The 20,017-nt window shown below is 39.2% G+C and carries 22 protein-coding genes; 18 read left to right on the forward strand and 4 right to left on the reverse strand.

What is annotated here, in order from left to right:
- Positions 1–35: 35 nt before the first annotated feature.
- From AC1VNJ_RS12140 to AC1VNJ_RS12150, 3 genes are read left to right on the forward strand one after another with little or no spacing between them, the layout of a single operon-like run.
- Positions 36–566: an ankyrin repeat domain-containing protein gene (locus AC1VNJ_RS12140; protein WP_482640834.1), complete on the forward strand. Its 531-nt coding sequence runs from the start codon at positions 36–38 to the stop codon at positions 564–566.
- A 53-nt stretch (positions 567–619) separates the two neighbouring features.
- Positions 620–1,114 (forward strand): hypothetical protein, encoded by a 495-nt coding sequence (locus tag AC1VNJ_RS12145; RefSeq protein ID WP_482640835.1) that lies wholly within the window; start codon positions 620–622, stop codon positions 1,112–1,114.
- A 27-nt stretch (positions 1,115–1,141) separates the two neighbouring features.
- Positions 1,142–1,654: a hypothetical protein gene (locus AC1VNJ_RS12150; protein ID WP_482640836.1), complete on the forward strand. Its 513-nt coding sequence runs from the start codon at positions 1,142–1,144 to the stop codon at positions 1,652–1,654.
- Between the two features lie 34 nt (positions 1,655–1,688).
- On the opposite strand, the gene AC1VNJ_RS12155 is transcribed toward AC1VNJ_RS12150, so the two are convergent.
- A complete protein-coding gene (locus AC1VNJ_RS12155; protein WP_045291777.1) occupies positions 1,689–2,564 on the reverse strand; it encodes a glycerophosphodiester phosphodiesterase in 876 nt (291 codons plus the stop codon).
- Positions 2,565–2,832: 268 nt separating this feature from the next.
- On the opposite strand from AC1VNJ_RS12155, the gene AC1VNJ_RS12160 reads away from it, so the two are divergent.
- From AC1VNJ_RS12160 to AC1VNJ_RS12175, 4 genes are all read left to right on the forward strand, one after another.
- Entirely contained in the window at positions 2,833–3,552 is a 720-nt protein-coding gene (locus AC1VNJ_RS12160) for an endonuclease V (protein ID WP_482640837.1), read from the forward strand.
- 94 nt (positions 3,553–3,646) lie between these two features.
- Positions 3,647–4,240, forward strand: coding sequence for an undecaprenyl phosphate transporter UptA (uptA, locus tag AC1VNJ_RS12165; protein ID WP_014459791.1), 594 nt, complete (start codon positions 3,647–3,649; stop codon positions 4,238–4,240).
- A 134-nt stretch (positions 4,241–4,374) separates the two neighbouring features.
- Positions 4,375–4,659 carry a DUF3219 family protein gene (locus tag AC1VNJ_RS12170; protein ID WP_063247850.1) on the forward strand — a complete coding sequence of 95 codons (285 nt, stop codon included), beginning with the start codon at positions 4,375–4,377 and terminating at the stop codon, positions 4,657–4,659.
- A gap of 14 nt (positions 4,660–4,673) precedes the next feature.
- Positions 4,674–5,669: an LLM class flavin-dependent oxidoreductase gene (locus AC1VNJ_RS12175; protein WP_033579198.1), complete on the forward strand. Its 996-nt coding sequence runs from the start codon at positions 4,674–4,676 to the stop codon at positions 5,667–5,669.
- Positions 5,670–5,686: 17 nt separating this feature from the next.
- Here AC1VNJ_RS12175 and AC1VNJ_RS12180 read toward each other — a convergent pair whose 3' ends face one another.
- Positions 5,687–6,604, reverse strand: a complete 918-nt coding sequence (locus tag AC1VNJ_RS12180; RefSeq protein WP_482640838.1) for an aminoglycoside phosphotransferase family protein — start codon at positions 6,602–6,604, stop codon at positions 5,687–5,689.
- Between the two features lie 92 nt (positions 6,605–6,696).
- Here AC1VNJ_RS12180 and AC1VNJ_RS12185 point away from each other — a divergent pair, with 92 nt between their 5' ends.
- Both AC1VNJ_RS12185 and AC1VNJ_RS12190 read left to right on the forward strand, forming a co-directional pair.
- Positions 6,697–6,894, forward strand: coding sequence for a hypothetical protein (locus AC1VNJ_RS12185; RefSeq protein ID WP_034269118.1), 198 nt, complete (start codon positions 6,697–6,699; stop codon positions 6,892–6,894).
- Positions 6,895–7,019: 125 nt separating this feature from the next.
- Positions 7,020–7,439 (forward strand): GNAT family N-acetyltransferase, encoded by a 420-nt coding sequence (locus AC1VNJ_RS12190; RefSeq protein ID WP_243556703.1) that lies wholly within the window; start codon positions 7,020–7,022, stop codon positions 7,437–7,439.
- Positions 7,440–7,479: 40 nt separating this feature from the next.
- Here AC1VNJ_RS12190 and AC1VNJ_RS12195 read toward each other — a convergent pair whose 3' ends face one another.
- Together AC1VNJ_RS12195 and AC1VNJ_RS12200 are read right to left on the reverse strand one after the other, a co-directional pair.
- On the reverse strand, positions 7,480–9,066 hold the full coding sequence (locus AC1VNJ_RS12195; RefSeq protein WP_482640839.1) for an MptA/MptB family glycosyltransferase: 1,587 nt from the start codon (positions 9,064–9,066) through the stop codon (positions 7,480–7,482).
- A gap of 154 nt (positions 9,067–9,220) precedes the next feature.
- Positions 9,221–9,757, reverse strand: a complete 537-nt coding sequence (locus tag AC1VNJ_RS12200; protein ID WP_014459798.1) for an IseA DL-endopeptidase inhibitor family protein — start codon at positions 9,755–9,757, stop codon at positions 9,221–9,223.
- A gap of 292 nt (positions 9,758–10,049) precedes the next feature.
- Between AC1VNJ_RS12200 and AC1VNJ_RS12205 the strand changes: the two genes are divergently transcribed.
- The 9 genes from AC1VNJ_RS12205 (at position 10,050) to AC1VNJ_RS12245 (ending at position 19,867) form a co-directional block, all read left to right on the forward strand.
- Entirely contained in the window at positions 10,050–10,172 is a 123-nt protein-coding gene (locus AC1VNJ_RS12205) for a hypothetical protein (RefSeq protein WP_013057357.1), read from the forward strand.
- Between the two features lie 299 nt (positions 10,173–10,471).
- Positions 10,472–11,707 carry a Zn-dependent hydrolase gene (locus AC1VNJ_RS12210; protein WP_033579195.1) on the forward strand — a complete coding sequence of 412 codons (1,236 nt, stop codon included), beginning with the start codon at positions 10,472–10,474 and terminating at the stop codon, positions 11,705–11,707.
- A 167-nt stretch (positions 11,708–11,874) separates the two neighbouring features.
- Positions 11,875–12,513, forward strand: a complete 639-nt coding sequence (locus AC1VNJ_RS12215) for a response regulator (protein WP_028408271.1) — start codon at positions 11,875–11,877, stop codon at positions 12,511–12,513.
- A 4-nt stretch (positions 12,514–12,517) separates the two neighbouring features.
- Entirely contained in the window at positions 12,518–13,636 is a 1,119-nt protein-coding gene (locus AC1VNJ_RS12220; protein ID WP_482640840.1) for a sensor histidine kinase, read from the forward strand.
- A 101-nt stretch (positions 13,637–13,737) separates the two neighbouring features.
- Entirely contained in the window at positions 13,738–14,676 is a 939-nt protein-coding gene (locus tag AC1VNJ_RS12225; protein ID WP_028413090.1) for an ABC transporter ATP-binding protein, read from the forward strand.
- A gap of 19 nt (positions 14,677–14,695) precedes the next feature.
- Positions 14,696–15,802 (forward strand): ABC transporter permease, encoded by a 1,107-nt coding sequence (locus AC1VNJ_RS12230; protein ID WP_033579193.1) that lies wholly within the window; start codon positions 14,696–14,698, stop codon positions 15,800–15,802.
- Between the two features lies 1 nt (position 15,803).
- The gene (locus tag AC1VNJ_RS12235; RefSeq protein ID WP_154991246.1) at positions 15,804–16,952 is read left to right on the forward strand and encodes an ABC transporter permease; all 1,149 of its coding nucleotides are present in this window, start codon (positions 15,804–15,806) and stop codon (positions 16,950–16,952) included.
- A 245-nt stretch (positions 16,953–17,197) separates the two neighbouring features.
- On the forward strand, positions 17,198–18,388 hold the full coding sequence (locus AC1VNJ_RS12240; protein WP_482640841.1) for an iron-containing alcohol dehydrogenase: 1,191 nt from the start codon (positions 17,198–17,200) through the stop codon (positions 18,386–18,388).
- Positions 18,389–18,433: 45 nt separating this feature from the next.
- Positions 18,434–19,867 (forward strand): GntP family permease, encoded by a 1,434-nt coding sequence (locus AC1VNJ_RS12245; RefSeq protein ID WP_482640842.1) that lies wholly within the window; start codon positions 18,434–18,436, stop codon positions 19,865–19,867.
- Positions 19,868–20,017 lie beyond the last annotated feature (150 nt).

Here is a 20,017-nt window from a genome sequence, read left to right on the forward strand (position 1 = left end):
AAGTCGCATCAACAAAAATATCTTAGGAGGTTTCTATGGATAATAAGGAAAAAGCAGTTAAAACCTATGATTTCATTAAGAACGGTGATACAGAACAAGCAAAAGAGATTCTGATTGCAGATAAAAGGCTGCTTGAGTTTATAACTCCCTTTGGAACGTGGCTACACGTGGCTGCTAGAGCTGGTAGTCTTGACATGGTAAAGTTCCTAGTTGAATACGGGATGGATATTAACACAAATGAAGGTGTACCAAAGTCAGCGCCAATTGCACATGCAGCGAGTGTAGGTGAATTTAGCATAGTTCAGTACTTATATGATAGAGGTGCAATATTAGATGTAAGCGATTCGAGTAGAAATCCTTTATTTTCAGCGATTTATGGTGGTCATCTTGATATTGTAAAATACCTTGTTCAGAGTGGTATTGATATTACTGTAACATATACAGGGGATACGATGAAAAATATGGATGCCTGTGAATTTGCGATTGAACGAGGACAAATAGAAATTGCTGAATATTTAAAGCGAAAGCTGAATGAAAAAGTACAAAAGAGAGTGCTTAAAGATTAATTAAATCGTATATAACAGGTCACAAAGCTAATAAAAGCAAGGAGGTCCATCTCATGCTAGAACCCATATATGCTGAAAACGTAATTGTCGGAGTAGTACATAAAAAGCAGTTTCAATGGTATGTAACCGATCGAGAGCTATGGTATTTGGATTATGTAAAGTTTGCACAAGCTTTTGAAAATGAAGGTGATTCAGCCGTTGACGAGTACATTGAACCTGAACGAAAAGGGATCGAAGTTCTTAGCAATGAAAATGCTGAGCTTTTTTTAAAACGTATAGAGTCATATAAAGCAGATGCAGCTACTCTTTTAAAGCTGTTTAAAGATAAAATAGAAAGCCAAGATGAAGAAGACGTATTAGATTTTAGCCCTTCGTTTTTGGTGGATTTTGATCAAAAGACGTTCTACTCACTGTTTCCTGAGCCGGCTTCATTTGAAGAATATGTTCCAAGCGATTGGAAAGGAACGTATAAAGACTTTACAGCTTTGATTCCAGAAACAGAAAAATATTGGGTGAATAAGGACGGAGAAAATTTATTTGAGCTGTGAAAGTAAACAGGGCATGGAGGGATAATGTTGTTTCGTGTTCAAACATTCATTAAGCGTCCAGGTATTTTGATTACCGATTTATCATCTCTATATGAAAAGGAATCTACCTATTTTATCGAGATATCAAATGAAGCAGAACTCATTCGTTACGGTAATCAGTTTGATTTTACTTGTCTTGAAGGAGCTATTAAGCTCGAATACTACGGTGAGTCGCTTCTTGATATATCTGCATGGGATGTTATAGATGGGATATGGCTTTATTTGTTGGATGCAATGGAGAGTTTAAAAGAGACCGGATATGGAGAGATGAATTTTCCAGATCAACCGTTAGTATTAACCTTAAAATCGGCTTCTGAACAGTTTGTACTGTATACCTTGCATACATCTCCTCCCGTAAAAGCAGTGCTTCCAAAACAAGACTTTTTTATGGTGGTGTTAGGAGGAGCGGAGCAGTTTTTTAAAACGATGGAGAGATGTTTTAAAGGGAACTTTCGGTATTTCAGTGAAATCAAACGTATTGAAGCGTTAAAAAGGCAGTAAGGAAGACGAGGTTACTAGTAAAAGATTACAGGAACTATGGCCACATTGTGACGGCAAGTGTAATTACTCGGCGTGCGCTTCCTTTTTCGAGCTGTTGTCCGATAGCACTTGATGTTTGCACCCAATTCACTTCATCAGGATAATTTGTAATCACTCCGTCACTTTTTGTTTTCCACAAAAATGAAGCGGGAAGCCGCTTGGTTCCAGACCACGGTGATATTTTCATTCCGGCAGAATGGACTTGGTGGATAAGAGCAGGCGTTAGGATGTCATAAGACGGGTTAAAGTAAGTGGCAAAAGCGGCGAATTGCTGGATTGAATTTGGGCTTGCGTCTCGCTGTGAAGAAGTTAGTATCCCTATAGGAACGTTTGGGAGAAGCTCATGCATTTTTTTCATGGATGAAACGTTAAAAGACTGAATGATAACGTGATCGAGCTGTCGCTTGTTGATTTCAAAAGCTACTTTTTTTTCAATTCCAGGATAAAGTTCCGGCGCTTTTAACTCTATTAATATACCGATTTTTCCTTGAAATTCATCTAATACTTGCGAAAGAGTTGGAATTTTTTCATTCGTAAAAGAATCCCCTTTCCAGCTTCCTGCGTCCAAGCGCTGAAGCTCCGCGTACGTTAACTCTCGAATGTGTCCGCTTCCGTTTGTCGTTCGGTCTACGGTACGGTCATGCATAATAACGAGTACACCGTCTTTGCTTTGCTGCACGTCAAGTTCAATGTAATCCGCATTCATTTCTAACGCTTGGTGAAAAGCAGCCATTGTATTTTCAGGTGCGTAGGCAGAGGCTCCTCGGTGCGCGATATTTGTGAGTTTTTCTTCCGTGCGTGCAAAAGCAGAAGAGGCGATTGAACAGCATAATAAGGCGACGGCGCTTAAACCAGCTAAATATTTTTTCATCACATTTCTCTCCTATGCGTTGGTATAGAAATAGCGTAACGAAAAAATGTGATGCTGATATAGAGGAAGTGTGTAGAAAACGTTGACATTTCGTAAAGAAAAATAGGGATTTTTTCATGATGATGTTTACAAAAAATGCGTAAACGAATAGCGATTTTAATCAAACGTTAAGGAAACAGCGCTATAATAGAAGGTGTGAAAAAAAGAATAGGAATTTCTTAGAAAATAGTTGTATAATAGGTGAGTCAGTCAATGAAAGGAATGGAACATGGATATTCAGTACATACATGCGTTTACGATGCAAACGAAAGAGGAGTGCCGGACGCTTCAGCAAAAGCTAAAAGCACAAATTGATTTAACATTACGCGTCAAAATGACGCATATACATAACTGTGCTGGTGTTGATGTTGCGTACTGGGAAGAAAACGGCATATCTCACGGAGCGTGCAGCATTGTAGTGGTTGATTATCAGACGAAAAACGTTGTGGAAAAAGTGCACAGTGTAGGAGAAGTAACGGTTCCTTATCTTCCTGGGTTTCTAGCTTTTCGAGAGCTTCCTTTAATTCTTGAAGCGGTTAAAAAACTTCAGGTAGAGCCTGACGTGTTTTTATTTGATGGCAACGGATATTTGCACTATGAGCACATGGGAGTAGCCACACATGCTTCGTTTTTTCTCAATAAACCTACCGTTGGAATAGGGAAAAGCTATTTAAAGATCAAGGGACATGATTACATTATGCCTGAAGATACAGAGGGCGCTTATGAAGATATTGTGATTGATGATGAAGTTTATGGTAGAGTAGTAAGGACAGCCAAAGGGGTAAAGCCTATTTTTCTGTCGTGCGGAAACTATATTGATTTGGACATGTCATATCAGCTTATGATGCATTTTATTTCAAAAGAAAGTAAGCTTCCGATTCCGGTCCGCCTAGCGGATCTGCATACGCATGAGCTGCGGAAAAGGTACCGGCAGTCAACGGGGAAGTAAGCTGTTCATAATGAGTTCATAGTTTCCTTTTATACTGATGGTTGGAATATAGTAGTAGTGTAAAATTATTAAAGAATGAGTAAGGTGATTAAAGGTGAGTTCATTTATTACGAGTATTTTGGATTTTTTAACGAGCCTTGGCTATTTAGGTATTGCGCTCGGCTTAATGATTGAAATCATTCCAAGTGAAATTGTACTAGCCTACGGGGGGTATATGATTTCTCAAGGCATGATTAGTTTTCCAGGAGCAGTCATTGCCGGAATTATTGGCGGAACGATTGCACAGTGGTTTTTATATTGGATTGGAGCCTACGGAGGACGTCCGTTTCTTCAAAAATACGGCAAGTACTTATTTATTCATGATAAGCATATCGACCTTGCGGAAAACTGGTTTAATAAATACGGCGCGGGCGTGGTTTTCTCCGCTCGTTTTGTCCCGGTTGTTCGACATGCGATTTCGATCCCTGCAGGTATTGCTAAAATGCCGTTTTGGAAGTTTACGTCTTTAACCGTGTTAGCGATGATTCCTTGGTCGATTTTATTTATTTACTTAGGCGGAAAGCTAGGCGAGAACTGGGCGAACATTGAAGACGTAGCAAGCAAATATACGCTTCCGTTTGTAGTTGCGGCATTTGTGATTATTGTTCTTTATTTCGTATTCAAACGCACGCGTACAAAGCGCGTATAAGATCGTTTTTGGACTACAAGCATGGCGAAAAGCCATGCTTTTTTTGCATGCGCAACCAGAAGCTCTTTTATTTGCTCATGACTTCTTCAAGTGCTATTATTTTTCATACGCACTAAAAAAGGAGACGATTTAACGTGGTACAAGAAATTGTATTAAATGATATGCCTATTCAAATTTACAGCTATGAACAAGAAATTGTAAAAGGCAAAACAAAAGTTTCAGTTGATTTTAAAGTAACAAGTGAGGAATATCATGATATTACTACACTTTTATATAAAGGTACTTTTCATGTAAATGTCCCAGAAGAAGATCTGGATTTCCAAGGAACGATTCATCAGTACTCTACGTCTTTTACAAATTTATATGAAAAAGGCCAGGTAGGGGATTTCTCATTAAGTTTAATTGAAGTGAACGAATAAGGAGCAGATGTGTGATGAAAGTAAGTATACTCGACCAATCGCCCGTTTCATCCCATCAGACCCCAGCGGAAGCGTTAGAAGCATCGATGCAGCTGGCCAAGGCTGGTGACAAGCTTGGCTATGAGCGCTACTGGATTGCAGAGCACCATGATTTGTCTGGACTTGCCTGTTCGGCTCCTGAAGTGATGCTTGGCTATATCGGCGCACAAACTAATAGAATTCGAATTGGATCCGGAGCGGTGCTGCTGCCTCACTACAAGCCGTATAAAGTAGCGGAAACGTATAACATGCTCGCAACGCTGTTTCCAGGGCGCGTTGATTTAGGGATTGGGCGCGCGCCGGGTGGATCGGCTGAAGCAACAAATGCGCTGTCGGATAACTTCTTGCAGCAAGTATTTAAAATGCCTGAACTTGTTGAAGAGCTTCTGCAGTTTTTAGACGATAAATTTCCGGCTGAACATGAATACGCCAAGCTTTCAGCTTCGCCGCTTCCGCCTGTCTCTCCAGAACCGTGGCTGCTTGGCACAAGTAAAAAAAGTGCCGAGCTCGCTGCTAGAAACGGAATGGCCTATACGTTTGGACAGTTTATGAGTGAACAAGACGGTTCAGCTATTATTGATCAGTACAAGCAGGCTTTTCAGCCAAGACAGAGCGGGAATCAGCCCTATGCGATTGTCACTGTATCGGTCATTTGCGCTGAAACAACCGAGCAAGCGCATCGCATCGCAACGAGCTCACTCGTATGGAAAATTCAACAGGATAAAATGGAAGCAAAAGGTGTGCCTTCTATTAAAGAAGCGGCCAGCTATCCGCTTACAGAAGAAGAAGAGAAAAAAATGAAGAAGATGAAAGAAGCTATGATTATCGGAAACCCGGAAGAAGTACACGTCCGTCTTCAAGAAGTTCAAGCACGCTACGGAGCGGATGAACTCATGCTTGTCACCATTACGCACGATCCGGCTGACCGATTAAAATCATATGAGCTTGTCGCAGAGAAATGCAAAAAATAAGAGCCAAATGTCGGCTCTTATTTTTTATGCCCGTAATAGTACTCAAATAAGTGCTGAAATGCTTCTATAGCACGTAAAAAAGAAGCGGCGTCTTGGCGGTCTTCTATTAACCAGCACGTGGCTAATACAGAATGAGCGTATCCCCACAGTAAAATGCGTTTTTTACTTACGTTCAGTTCTTTTACAAATATATTGATTCGATGGTCAATTGCCTCTGCTACGTTTGTCTTAGGCAGATGATTTAAAAGAAAAGGGATAATTTCGTACTCTTTTTCTCCAATCAACCCTTTTGGATCAATTATTTTCCACGCTTCACCAGACTGTAAGATGTTATCATGATGCAAGTCTCCGTGAAGCAAAAAAAGCTGCTGAGAAGCCCGGTTTAATTCAGAGAAAACGGCTAGCGCGTGTTGAAGCGTTTCGGAAGAAAGAAAATCAATGCCGCTTGGATACATTTGTGTATACTCTCGAAGCTGCTTCTCTCTTTTAACGGCTGTTTCTTCGATAGTGGAGTCTGATTGAGGCATGCGCCACAGAGATTTCATGAGCCGAGCAGCGATTAACGCAGCCTCTTCTTTAGTTGATAAAGAGGAAAGCGGGCATCCGGGAGACAGCTTTTCAAGCAGTAGAATGCCTTTTTCAGCATCGCTGTCCACTATTTTTACCGTGTTCTCACCAGCTATTGCTGTCAGTGCTTCTTGCTCATGAAGCAGCTCTGAAGGCTCTACAAAGAGTTTTACAACTAGTTCGCTTCCATCTGCTTTGCGCGCAGGAGCAACAAAGTGGTAAGAAAGAGGGAAGTGACTGTGAATGGTGATATGCCATCGCTGTTCGCAGTAGCGAATCAGCTGAGGAAAGTCAGTTAGCCACTTTTGGCCTTTATGAGAGTGAAGGTAAGTAATTGTATCACAAAATGTTTGAGGCAACGTATGCATGCGTTTATCTCCTTTGTCGTTTCCAATTTTTTCTGATAAACTCATCATATACAGCCTACATAGAATCTGTAAAGAAGGAGGAGATCCTATATATGAAGACAAAGAAGGTGAAATCCCCTTGGGCTCTCGTTGGGTTTCCGGTTTATATCATTGGATTTTCACTTTTACTTGCTGAAGGTGCACCGGAATGGGTAGAAACAGTGAGTAAAATCATGATTGCTCTTGGAATCATTTTGCTTATTATAGCAGGAATTGATCTTAAAAAACGAAAAAAATCAGCACAGGCCTAAAAAACTGCCGTTTGGCAGTTTTTTTATTTGGAGAAAGGGTAACAAGATAACTAGATAAAAATGTTGAATTATTATTCTTTTTGATGTATAAATATAATATAGAAAGCAACGGTATTGAGAGGAGAATGAACGTGTCTTACGTAATAAAAAAAGAGGTTCCGTTATTTGAGCAGTTTGCTGCTTTGCATGAAGCGAGCGGATTACATAAAAGTAAAAAAGGCAATTATACAAAAGAACAGCTGTTTGAAGCGGCAGCCAACAGCTGGTTTAGAGTCGGTATTTATGATAATGAACAATTAATTGCATTTGGCCGTATGATTTCAGACGGAATTTACCAAGCGCTTATTTGCGACGTGATGGTTGATCCCACATATCAAAACAAAGGGCTTGGAAAGCAAATTATTCAAGAGCTGTTGACGAAATGCCAAGAAAGCGGAATTGAATCGATTCAGCTGTTTGCAGCAAAAGGAAAGCATCATTTTTATAAAAAATTAGGATTTCAAGAAAGAGAAGAAGACGCGCCAGGCATGTCGCTTGTTATGTAAAAAAGCTCAGTGATTAATCATACTCACTGAGCTTTTTGTATTATGCCGTTTTTAAAACCGTACTTTTTTGGACTAAATTCCAAGCAACTTTTACTAAATAAACAACAAGCAAAACGTTTAGCATCGACGTAGCAAACATAGAAAACGGGTATGACGTGCTGTTTTGCATATTACTGTCGCCGTATAAAACAAAAAAAGTGTTCATAAAAATACTGATGCTAAATCCAAGGAATAAGTAAAGCAAGTTTTTGTCTTTTAAATAAATATAAGCCACTAAAGCAAGCGCTGCTGCTGGAAATAAGTAGCGTTCATGCATGCTTGAAGAAAACGTAAATACCCCTGAAATTTGAATAAGCGCTGCAAGAGCGGCGTATTTAAAGCTCCGTCCTTTTATATAAATAAGCCAAGAAAAAATAGTTGTCGCGACGATAAAAATAAGTCCCCACGTATGATAGCTGAAAAACAGCAGCGTTGCAGAGCTGTCTTTATAGTTTGCGCCTATTAAACTATAAAAATTGTAGGCGTTAACAGAAGCATACGGGTACTCTCCAATGGTGGATGAAAATAAATCAATAATCCACGTTGGACTTTTTCCGACTGAAAAAGGCAATAAAATCACCCCAGCAGTGAAAGCCGCCGTTAAAGCAATGCCGAAGAAATGCTTCACTTGCTTCAGGCGAATGAGCTCGAAAAACAAAATAGGCAGGATAATAATCGCCTGCGGCTTCATTAAGACCGCTGCTGTAAAAATAACGGCCGACGCGTAAATTCGTTTTTCCGTAATCATTACAATGGCTAGGACAATAAGTAAAGTGAAAAATGAATCCACTTGTCCCCAAAACGTTGAATTAACTAAAATGGCCGGATTAAATAAATACCCAATTGCTAACAGGTATGCAAAAGAAGGTGCCAAGTATTTACGAGCTAAACGATAGAGTAAATAAGATGTGACAACATCTGCTAAAATAGGCGGAATTTTAATCAACAGCGAAAAATACTGCTGAAAATCCGGTAAACTGCCAACTTTCCCAACGATAAACAAGATATAAATATAAAACGGCGGATAATCGCTTCCGCTTTTAGCGTAGAAATTTGAAAAATGATTAGCCGCAACCGATGCCCAGTTTTTGAAAAGCGACGCATCCATATGAGAGCCTACCCACGGAATCAGTGCAATCCGAATAAATAAACCAGTGCCAAGTAATGACCATAAAATAACGCGAGAATGCCCTATCGAATGATGCCATTTCTTTTTCTTTACTAATCCGTAAACGAAAGCTGCTGCTATAAAAAAGCCCACCGTATAAAGAGCTAGCGGCGTTTCATAGTCTTTATTAGCTCCTTGACTTCCGGCACCGTTATCCATAGATAGATTATGAAAAGGCGTTACGTGTTCTCCGGAATTGCTGGGTGAAGCAGGACCGTTTCCTGAAGGAAGACGATGATCTCTTGAGTTATTATCAAGAGCAGATATACCATTCGTAATCTTTTTTAACTGATTACTTTCTTGAATTGAAAATAAATGTTCTTCTCCTTTATAGTGTGATAGTGAAACGATACTGAAAACAAATGCTAAAAGAAAAGCTGCCGTTACGATAAAAGCCGTTCTTTTTTGTAGTATGTTCATATAAAATCCTCCGATGACAATGTATCGAATAAGTAGTAGTGTGTCTCCATACTATAAGGGGAGTTGGTGAAAATAAAGTGAAACTTCTTTAATAAAGAGCGGAAGAGAGAGCATAAAAAAACAAGGCCTTAGAAGACCTTGTTTTTTATATTGCTTATAGTACAGCATCAAACTTATTTACTTTCCACTGTGAACCAGATTTATAAAATGTAACGGTGCGTTTTACACTTCCTCCGTCAACTGTTGGAACCGTAAATTGATAAGAGCGAACATCGGCGCGCTGATAAGTTAGTTTTGCTTTTGCTTTGTTCCACTCTAGCATGCTGAATCCGTCACCGACAGGACGAGCAAGCTTTCCGTTATATGTGATGTAGCGATAATTTGTTAATCCTTTTTGAATAGCACTGTTTGTAAACGTTTCAGATAAGTAGCTTACTAGTTTGCTTTTTGTATTAAAATCTTGACAAAGATATGAGTACTGAGTGCCTTTATAATTAAATGTTTTTTGAGTACATAAATTACCTTTAGATCCATGAAGTGCATTCCAGAAATGGTTGCTTGCGTTTGCTGCAATTTTTACCGCATTAGTCGTTGATAGATTTTGTGATGCTGCTTGAGCTGTAACTCCTGTGCTTAGTGAAAAGAAAAGAGCAAGTGATGCTAAGATTATTCCAAATTTTTTCATTTCCATTTCCCTCCTACTCATTCGTTGAAATATATGTAACATTCATGCTGTTAATATTACAATTGTTACATTTATATTACAATACTTCTTTAAAGAAATAAAGAGTATTTCTTATATATGTTTGAATTATTCCCGTATTTTCTTAAATAAAACGTAGAATTAAAAGAAAACATATAAACAGTATGTCAATTATGTGTCACATATTTCGTCGCTTTACAAGTTCGTATATAATAGGAATAAATCGATCAATATGCTGATTTAGATAAATAGGTCAGGCACAAAAGGAGAACGTAAACTAATGGGTGTTTCAGAAGTGACATCAGGAATTATTATTACCACTGCCGTAATTGCTATTGTGATTATTACAGTTGGTGTTTTGGCTACAATGATTGCGATTGCGAAGAAAGCAAATAAAAAGTAAGTGTGTAGAGGAGAGTTAGTATAATAACTAATTCTCTTTTCTTTGAAAAAAACCTATCGCTATTTTTATAATAAAAATGCATAAATAACGCGTGCATTATTCATAGAAAAAAGCAGGAAATTTACGTTTTGAAGCTAATAGATACATAAGGCAAGCTGCGCACTTTCATTACAAAAACAATGGAAGGGGTTCTAACAGACTTCAAGTGATATCGCCTATTTTATGTCATAATGAATGATATTCATTAACACAGCATCTTAGACGCACTTTATAACCAAATAATGAGGAGAGTGGTTGAGTTGCAACGACAAAAAGTAGCAGTGAATGGAGAAAGGTTAAAAAATACGCTTGAACGATTTGCCGATTATGGACGAACACCTAATAACGGTGTAACCCGCCTAGCGCTGTCAGAAGAAGATCGCCTAGCACGAGATTATTTTTGCTCATGCTGCCGGGATCTTGGAATGGATATTAAAATCGATGACCTTGGATGTATTTACGCCACGCTTGAAGGACTAGAAGATAAGCCGCCTGTTGTGATTGGCTCACACATGGACAGCGTAAAAAAAGGCGGAAGGTTTGATGGAATCCTCGGTGTAGTTGCAGGGTTAGAGTTAGTAAGGACGCTGGTTGAACATAATATTAAGCCGAAGGTGCCGATTATGATTGTTAACTTTACGAATGAAGAAGGAGCGCGTTTTGAGCCTTCTATGATGGCTTCAGGTATTTTATCGGGCAAGTTTCAAAAAGACGTTATGATGAAGAAGACAGATGTTGACGGCGTGACGTTTAAGCAAGCCCTTCAATCATGCGGATATGAAGGCGATAGAAGTAACCGTCTTACTGAAGCATCGGCATTTGTAGAATTACATATTGAGCAAGGGCCTATTTTAGAAAGAGAAGCCAAATCAATTGGTGTAGTCGAGTGCGTGCTCGGAATGGTATGCTATGAAATTGAAGTTACGGGGGAGTCAGATCACGCCGGTACGACGCCGATGGATATGCGGAAAGATGCGCTATTTGCAACTAATAACCTGATTGCTGAAGCTCGTCATGAGCTCGGCAGATTGGATTCAAATTTAGTCTATACAATGGGGCGTATGAACGTACTGCCTAATATTCATACCGTTATTCCAAATAAAGTGATTTTTTCGCTTGAAGCGAGACATACGGATGAAGATGTCATTGCATCCGTGGAAAAAATTATTCAATCACTGCCTGATCAAGCGGAGCTGTTAGAAGGGTGCGAAGTGCGGGTGACCAAGCTTTGGGGACGCGATACCGTGTGGTTTGATAAAACGGTTTGTGATGAAGTGGAAGAGTCGGTTCGTTCGCTAGGGTATTCCTACAAGCGAATGGTCAGCGGAGCTGGACATGACGCACAGTTTTTAGCTAGCTATATTCCGACGGCTATGATTTTTATTCCGAGCGTAAACGGAAAAAGTCATTGTGAAGAAGAGTTCACTCCTTGGGAAGAATGCGAAAAAGGTGTAAACGTACTTTTAGAGACGGTGATTAAGTTAGCTCAGAAGTAACAGGACGAAAGAGTAAACCTGCGGAGGTTTGCTCTTTTTTAGTGCTTAGAAAGACTGCAAACTATCGCATTGAACTTTTGGTTTATTATGGCTACAATAAATGAGAAGCATCGGGATGGATGTGAAAAAAGGATGTGAAAAAAAGTGAGATCTTCTCACTTGCAGAAATGAAAATTACTATTATTATTGCAGATGATAATTCGTTTATTCGAGAAGGAATGAAAATTATATTAAATACATACGAGGAATTCGACGTTGTCGCTACTTTAAAAGATGGTCAAGAAGCCGTTCAATATTGCAAGAATCACTCCGTCGATATTGCATTGTTAGATGTAAGAATGCCTGTTATGGACGGTGTAGAGGCTACAAAGCTTATTTCAGAGTCAACGAAAGCAAAGCCGCTAATTTTAACTACGTTTGATGACGATGAATATATTATTGATGCTGTAAAAAACGGAGCTAAAGGCTACTTGTTAAAAAATACAGAGCCAGAGCGCATTCGAGACGCAATCAAAAGTGTGTTCAACGGACATACGGTGCTGCAAGATGTTGTGCTTGATAAAATTAAATCAAGTTTAAACGCTGCAACTGAGCGCGAGTCCAAAGCGGATATGACACAGTTTACCGAGCGTGAAACGAGCATTATGACGCTGATTGCCAAGGGGCTTTCAAATAAAGAAATTTCTAAAACGCTTTTTATTTCAGAAGGTACCGTAGCAAACTATATTAGTTCGATTTTAAGTAAAACGGGACTTGAGCACCGTACTCAAATTGCTATTTACTATTTAACCGGTAAAGGGAAGTAGGACTATGGAAGTCGGATTAATGATGACCAAGCTCATCCTCATGCTGTTTTTGGCTATTACGTACATTCAGTTTAATTATGTACACTCGATTTCAGCTATTGTGTTAGCACTGCTTCTTTACAGCTGTGTTAATATCGCCGCGTCTATTGTGAAAAAGAGCGCGTTCAAGCGCATGCTTATTGCTTTTTCAATTGTCCTTATTCTATATTGTGCGTATCAACTTCATCCTTTGTTTTTTCTTCTTTTGCCGCTAAACCTTTGTGAGCTTATTGGAGAATCAGTCGTAAAAAAATGGATGGTGCTGCTTGTATTGCTTCCAGTGCTGCTAGTTCCCTCTGATATTAGAGCTCTGTATGTGTTAGTCGCTGCGTTTACTTTTTTTATTTACACAGGAGCAGCTCTCTATCAAAAGCGGACAAACAATTATGAACAAAAGCTTGATGAAATGAGAGTAAGTATGCAAAAGCTGCAAAAGCACGTGAATGAAAATAAAGAGTATGTGAGACAGTCTCAATATGCTTCAAAATTAGAAGAGCGAAATCGACTATCGCAGGAAATTCATGATAAGATTGGTCATTCAATGACAGGAGCACTTATTCAAATGGAGGCAGCAAAGCACGTAATGAAGCAAGACGAGGAAAAAGCGCTGTCTCTTCTTCAAAATGCGATTACAATTTCGAAAGAAGGCATTGAAGAAATTAGGTTAACGTTAAAAAGTATAAAGCCTCCCGCTGAGCAAATAGGAATCAGCCGTCTTAAATTATTTATTGGTGAATTTGAGGCTAAGCATAGTATCGCAATGCTTCTTGTATACAAAGGGAATTTAGATCTTATCACGCCTCTTCAGTGGAAAATTATTCATGAAAATATAACAGAAGCTATTACGAATGCTTTGAAATATGCAGAAGCAACGATGATTGCCATTGAGCTTCACGTACTAAATAAAATGGTTAAAGTAGAAGTCAAAGACAATGGAAAAGGCGCTCACTTGTTTCAAAAAGGACTTGGCATAGCAGGAATGGAAGAGCGCGCTGCTTCCATTAACGGAACGGTGATTGTCGACGGTACAAACGGATTTTCTGTTACCACACTGCTGCCGATAGGTGAGAAACTTCATACGTAAATAATGAGATTTCTCATGGAGAAAAGGTGAACTTATGCACTGACGTAAGTTTGCCTTTTTTTCATAAAATAAGGATATACCAACACACTAGAGGTGAAATGATGAACGTATTATCCATTCAAAAATTAACAAAGAAATTTGGAGATTTTATTGCGGTAGATAATTTATCTTTACAAGTAGAAGAAGGAGATATATTTGGATTTTTAGGAACAAACGGAGCAGGAAAAAGCACAACGATTCATATGGTAGCTAGTCTTCTTCAAAGCAACAGCGGCGATATTGAAGTACTTGGGAAAAATATAAAGAAACACCGAAATTTCGCAAAGATGAACATCGGAATTGTTCCGCAGGACTTAGCGATTTATGAAGATTTGACAGCCTATGAAAATGTGAAGTTTTTTGCAGGACTCTACGGATTAAGAGGATCACTTCTTAGCGAACGAGTCGAAGAAGCTTTAGCGTTTGTAGGGCTTTTAGATAAACAAAAGGCGTATCCGAAAAGCTTTTCAGGAGGAATGAAAAGAAGGTTAAATATCGCATGCGCAATTGCTCATCGCCCTAAGCTGATCATTATGGATGAACCGACGGTTGGCATTGATCCTCAGTCGCGAAATTATATTTTAACATCTGTAAAAAAGCTAAATGAAATGGGAAGCACAATCATTTATACGAGTCACTATATGGAAGAAGTAGAAGAGGTATGTACAAAAATTGCAATTATTGATCACGGCAAAATTATTGCTGAAGGAACAAAAGAGCAGCTGAAAGCGATTATCACCGATACAAAAGATATTTGGATTGAAGTAAAAGAAGCAGACGATATAGATTGCAGCGGTCTAAAGGAAATTCCAGGCGTAACAGCCGTTACGTATGAAGATGGAATCATTAAAATTAATTCAAGCGCCGAAGTGAATAACTTAAACAAAGTCATTCATTATTTAATGACGCATCATATCGAAATTAAAGCAGTTAAAGAACAAGCCCCTAATTTAGAGACGGTCTTTCTGACGCTCACAGGGCGCAGTTTAAGAGATTTATAAAAGAAAGGAGGAATAACGAATGAATATTATTGCAATTGCTTTGAAAGAAATGAAAAGTGATCTGCGAGATAAGCGTGCATTTATTTTTATGATTCTTTTTCCGCTAGCTCTTGTCCTTATTTTAGGAACAGCTTTGTCTCAAGCCTTTAATAACGACATGACGATAGACGACAGTTACGTTCTCTACAAAATGGACACAAGTAATGAACAATCTGCCGCTTTTAAGCAGTTTGCTGCACATGCAGAAAAATCGGGCATTCACTTTAAAGCGTTGAAAAAAGATCAGGATGGAAAAAAAGAAGTAAAAGAGCAGCATTATACAGCTTATGTAGAAGTGAAAGACGGAGGCATTAATCTCTACGGAAATGAAGAAAACAGCATTGAATTTAACGTGGTGCAAGGTATGTTAAGTACATTTGTTGATAAGTATAACGTGGCTATGGAAGTGGCCAAAGTAAATCCTCAGCAAGTCGAGAACCTGCTGCGTGCGTCTAAGCATGACTATATTCAAGAAACATCCCTTCATTCTCAAAAACAGCCAAATTCAATAGATTACTACGCTATTTCAATGACCACCATGATTGTTTTGTACGGATCTATCTCAGCGAGTTATTTAATTAGAGGAGAGCGTATGCGAAATACAGCAATTCGATTAGTAGCCGCACCGATTAAAACCGCTGAAATTTTTGTCGGGAAAATTTTAGGCACTGTTTTGGTTCACGCCATTTGTGTATTAGTCGTCATTATGTCGACTAAATATTTTTTTGATGCGAATTGGGGAGATCATTTACTCTTAGTACTTGTAATGTTAGTATCTCAGATTCTTTTTGCCATTAGCTTTGGACTAGGAGTTAGCTACCTTACGAAGACGGAAGCGGCGTCAAGAGCAATTATTATGGTTGTGATTCAAGTGTCGTGTATTGTGGGAGGAACCTATTTTCAAAATGGAGCTGGAGAAGGCTTCGTCAATGTATCACCTTTAACCTGGATGAATAATGGACTTATTAAATTGATTTATACAAATGATATCGGCGCTTCTCTTTCAGTTATCGGGTTGAATGTAGGCTTCTCTATTTTATTCTTGGGCACAGCCATTGTGCTTTTGAGAAAAAGAGAGGGGTTATAACATGAAAAATATCATGTGGCTTGTTACAAATATGCTGAGAAATATGCTGCTTAGAAACAAAAGGACACTTGTGCTTGTTATTGGTTTGCCTATTGCAGGTATTTTGATGTCCGTTCTTATTTATGGAAATACAGCAGGGACTTCGGTGAATATCGGAGTTGTCAATCACGACTCAACGGATATCTCAAAAGACACCGTTCAGTTTTTAAAAGGGCTGCATAAAACAAATGTTAAAATGCTCACGGCCAAAGAAGTGGATCATGAGATTACGTCAAAGAAAGTTGATGCTGTTATTACTTTTGAAAAAGGGTTTTCTGAAAGCGTCAAAGCGAACAAACCAGATCATATTACGATTACTTCGATAAAAGGAGCAGAAGTAACGGGCTTTATTAAGTCTTATTTGTATCAATATATTGATAATGTTTCTGCGCTTAATCAAGCAGCAGGCGGCAATGACGCTGCGTTTAAACAAATGTATGAGAGTTATCAAAAAGCGCCATTCCACGTCTCTACGCATGCACTCAAAGACAAAGGAACCGATCAAAACATTGTCAAGCAGACAATTGGGTATTTAATTATGTTTATGCTTTTTTCTGCCGTAAATCTATCGGCTCTTATCACAAAAGAAAAAGAGCAGCGCACGTATTTTAGACTGCTAGCTTCGCCAGTTAGCGCAAGGCAATACGTGATATCTAATGTTCTGGCAAATATGATTTTATTAACTTTGCAAGTAATGATTACACTTGTTTGTATTACGACTCTTTTTCACGTAGATATGAACATTCCTGTGTGGCAGCTGTTTTTTATTTTAGTTTTGTTTGGGCTAGTAGCCATCGGCTTGTCGCTTGTAATCGTTGCTTTTACAGAAAGTTCAAAAGCGGCAAACGGCCTTCAAACGCTTATTATTACGCCAACTTGTTTACTGTCAGGGTGCTTTTTCCCTCCTGAATTTATGCCGGATGTGATGCAGAAAATAGCCGACTTTCTTCCTCAAACGTGGGTATTAAGCACGTTGAAAAGTGTTCAACAAGGAGTCGCATTAAGCAGCCTATGGTTAAATATCAGCATTTTACTAGCTTTTGCACTCGTTTTTTTCCTGCTATCGATTTATAAATTAAATCGAAATAATACTGTTCAAAAGTTTATTTAAATGGTAAAGTCAGAGAATACCTCTGGCTTTTTTTGTAATTTTTAAAAAGTTTCAAAAAAAGATTGAAAAATATAAGATGAAATTTTAGAATGAAAGAGGAAAGGGGTATACAAAAAGAGAATAAATAGGGGAGAAAAACGAAGTTCATGTTGGTTTTTTGCACAAATAAATGAAATCGCTTACATAAGTCAGCATGAAAATACGGAAGGAGAGATTGTCAGCGAGATAACAAAGGGGGAAAAACAGTGGGAATTTATGAACTATTTGTACCACGCACGGTTTTATATGGAGAAGGATCATTTTCTAAAATTGGAGAACAAGCTGCACTGCTTGGGACAAAGGCACTGCTTATAAGTGATGACGTTATGGCGAAAGCAGGCAATGTAGAAACTTGTCGTCGTTACTTAGCAGAGGCTGGCATGGACTGTGCCGTGTATACAGGCGTAAATTCAGAGCCGACAGATATTCATCTAGATGAAGCGCTTGCCATATGTAAAACGGAGCAGTGCGATGTGGTTATTGCCTTAGGGGGAGGCAGCTGTATCGATACTGGAAAAGCGGTTGCCATTATGATGACAAATGAAGGGCATCTACGAACGTATTTTCAAAATCAACAAGATTTTCAAGGTAGTCCTCTTCCTTTGGTTGCCGTGCCTACGACTGCCGGAACGGGCTCAGAAGTGACGAAAGCGACGGTTATTACAGACACGGCGTACGATGTAAAAATGATGCTCGCAAGGCCTCAATTATTGCCTGATACAGCCATTGTTGATCCGTTATTAACTCTATCATGTCCAAAACACGTAACGGCAGCTACAGGAATTGATGCACTCAGTCATGCGGTCGAAGCGTATTTGTCTAAAAAAGCACATCCTTTTACGGATTCACTTGCGCTTCAAGCAATTGAGTTAATTATGAAAAATATTCGTCTTGTGTACAGAAATGGAGAAAATGTTCAAGCAAGAAACGAAATGGCCTATGCTTCTATGCTTGCGGGGATGGCGTTTTCAAATTCATCCGTTGCTCTAGTGCACGGTATGTCACGACCTATTGGCGCGTTATTCCATGTGCCGCACGGTATTTCTAACGCGATGCTCCTGCCTGCGGTTTTGGACTATACAAAAGAGGCTTCAATCGATCGTTTAGGTGAAATAGGACAAGCTCTTTTTCCGAACGTATCATATACAAAAAAAGAAGGAGCAGATGTGTTAATTGAAGCCATCAAGCAGCTTTGTATCGACTTAGAGATTCCTAATCTTCAATCGTGGGGCATTGATCGTCAGCTATTTTATGCGGCGGTTGAAAAAATGGCAGCGGATGCGATTCAAAGCGGAAGTCCTGCTAACCATCCGGTTGTACCGACGGCAGAAGAAATTATCCAGCTGTATTACACGTCCTATGAATATGAGTTTGAGTCTGCACTTTATAAGAAATAAGATAAATTCAAGACAAATTGAATGAGGGATGAAAGGGGAAACGTTATGGATTTGCTGATTATTTTGCTGTCTCTGGGGCTTTTGATGCTGGTTGCTTACCGCGGATTTTCAGTTATTTTGTTTGCTCCACTTTGTGCGCTGCTAGCCGTTATTTTAACGGAACCAAGCTATGCACTCCCATTTTTCTCAAACGTTTTTATGGAGAAAATGGTTGGATTTATTAAAAACTACTTCCCTGTCTTTTTATTAGGAGCAGTCTTCGGGAAGATGGTTGAAATGTCTGGAGTCGCTGAATCGATTGCGAAAACAATTGTTAAAGTCGTGGGGGCTAAACGTGCGATCTTGGCGATTGTTTTAATGGGAGCAATCTTAACCTACAGCGGCGTAAGTTTATTCGTTGTTGCGTTTGCAGTTTATCCGTTTGCGGCTAACTTATTCCGCGAAGCGAATATTCCAAAACGATTAGTACCGGGAACGATTGCATTAGGAGCTATTTCGTTTACCATGGATGCACTTCCGGGTACACCGCAAATTCAAAATGTTATTCCAACGACTTTTTTTAAAACAGACATCTATGCTGCTCCGACACTGGGGATTATCGGATCGGTTATTGTCTTTAGCTTAGGTCTTTGGTATTTAGAAAGCCGAAGCAAAAAAGCAAGAAAAGCTGGAGAAGGCTACTACGGATTTAATAATGAACTAGCGACTGCTGCAGAGCTAGAAAAAGAGTCTGTACCTTCTACAGAACCTAAATATGAACCTAGCGTAGCAAGACAGATTTTAGCGTTTGTTCCGCTCGTGCTTGTAGGGGTTGCAAACAAATTTTTTACTGTTTCTATTCCAAAGTGGTACCCAGACGGTTTTGATTTTGCCAAAATTGGCCTTGAAGCGTTCGGAAAAGTAGATTTAACCGCAGTTGTTGGTATTTGGTCAGTGGAGTTAGCACTTGTTATTGGAATTATTACGACGATTGCGTATGACTGGAAGAGAGTGACCACCGGTTTCCAAGCGGGTCTTAACGCAAGTATTGGCGGAGCGCTTCTCGCTGCGATGAACACGGGAGCTGAGTATGGCTTTGGAGGCGTTATTTCATCTCTTCCTGGCTTTGCAACCGTTCGCGATGGTATTTCACATACCTTTACAAATCCGCTTGTCAATGGAGCCGTTACGACAAACATTTTAGCCGGTATTACAGGATCCGCTTCTGGAGGTATGGGAATTGCGCTTAGTGCGATGGGAGATAAGTATGTAGAAGCTATTAATCAATACAATATTCCTCCTGAAGTTATGCACAGAGTTGTAGCGATGGCATCAGGCGGTATGGATACGCTTCCTCATAACGGAGCCGTTATTACCCTGCTTGCTATTACCGGATTAACCCACAAGCAGTCTTACCGAGATATTTTTGCCATCACTGTTATAAAAACGCTTGCATGTTTCTTAATCATTGGAATCTACAGCTTAACTGGACTCGTATAACAAATAAAGAGGCTGAGTGTAGTTGAAGAAAGATCCGAACGATAAATCGTTCGGATTTTTTTATTGTTGCAGTGATTTTGTATATCGAGCCTTTTGCTCTAAAATAGATTCTTTGACTTTCTAAACTGTAAGTATTATGATTACACTACT

Source organism: Priestia sp. 3CA3 (assembly GCF_056836725.1).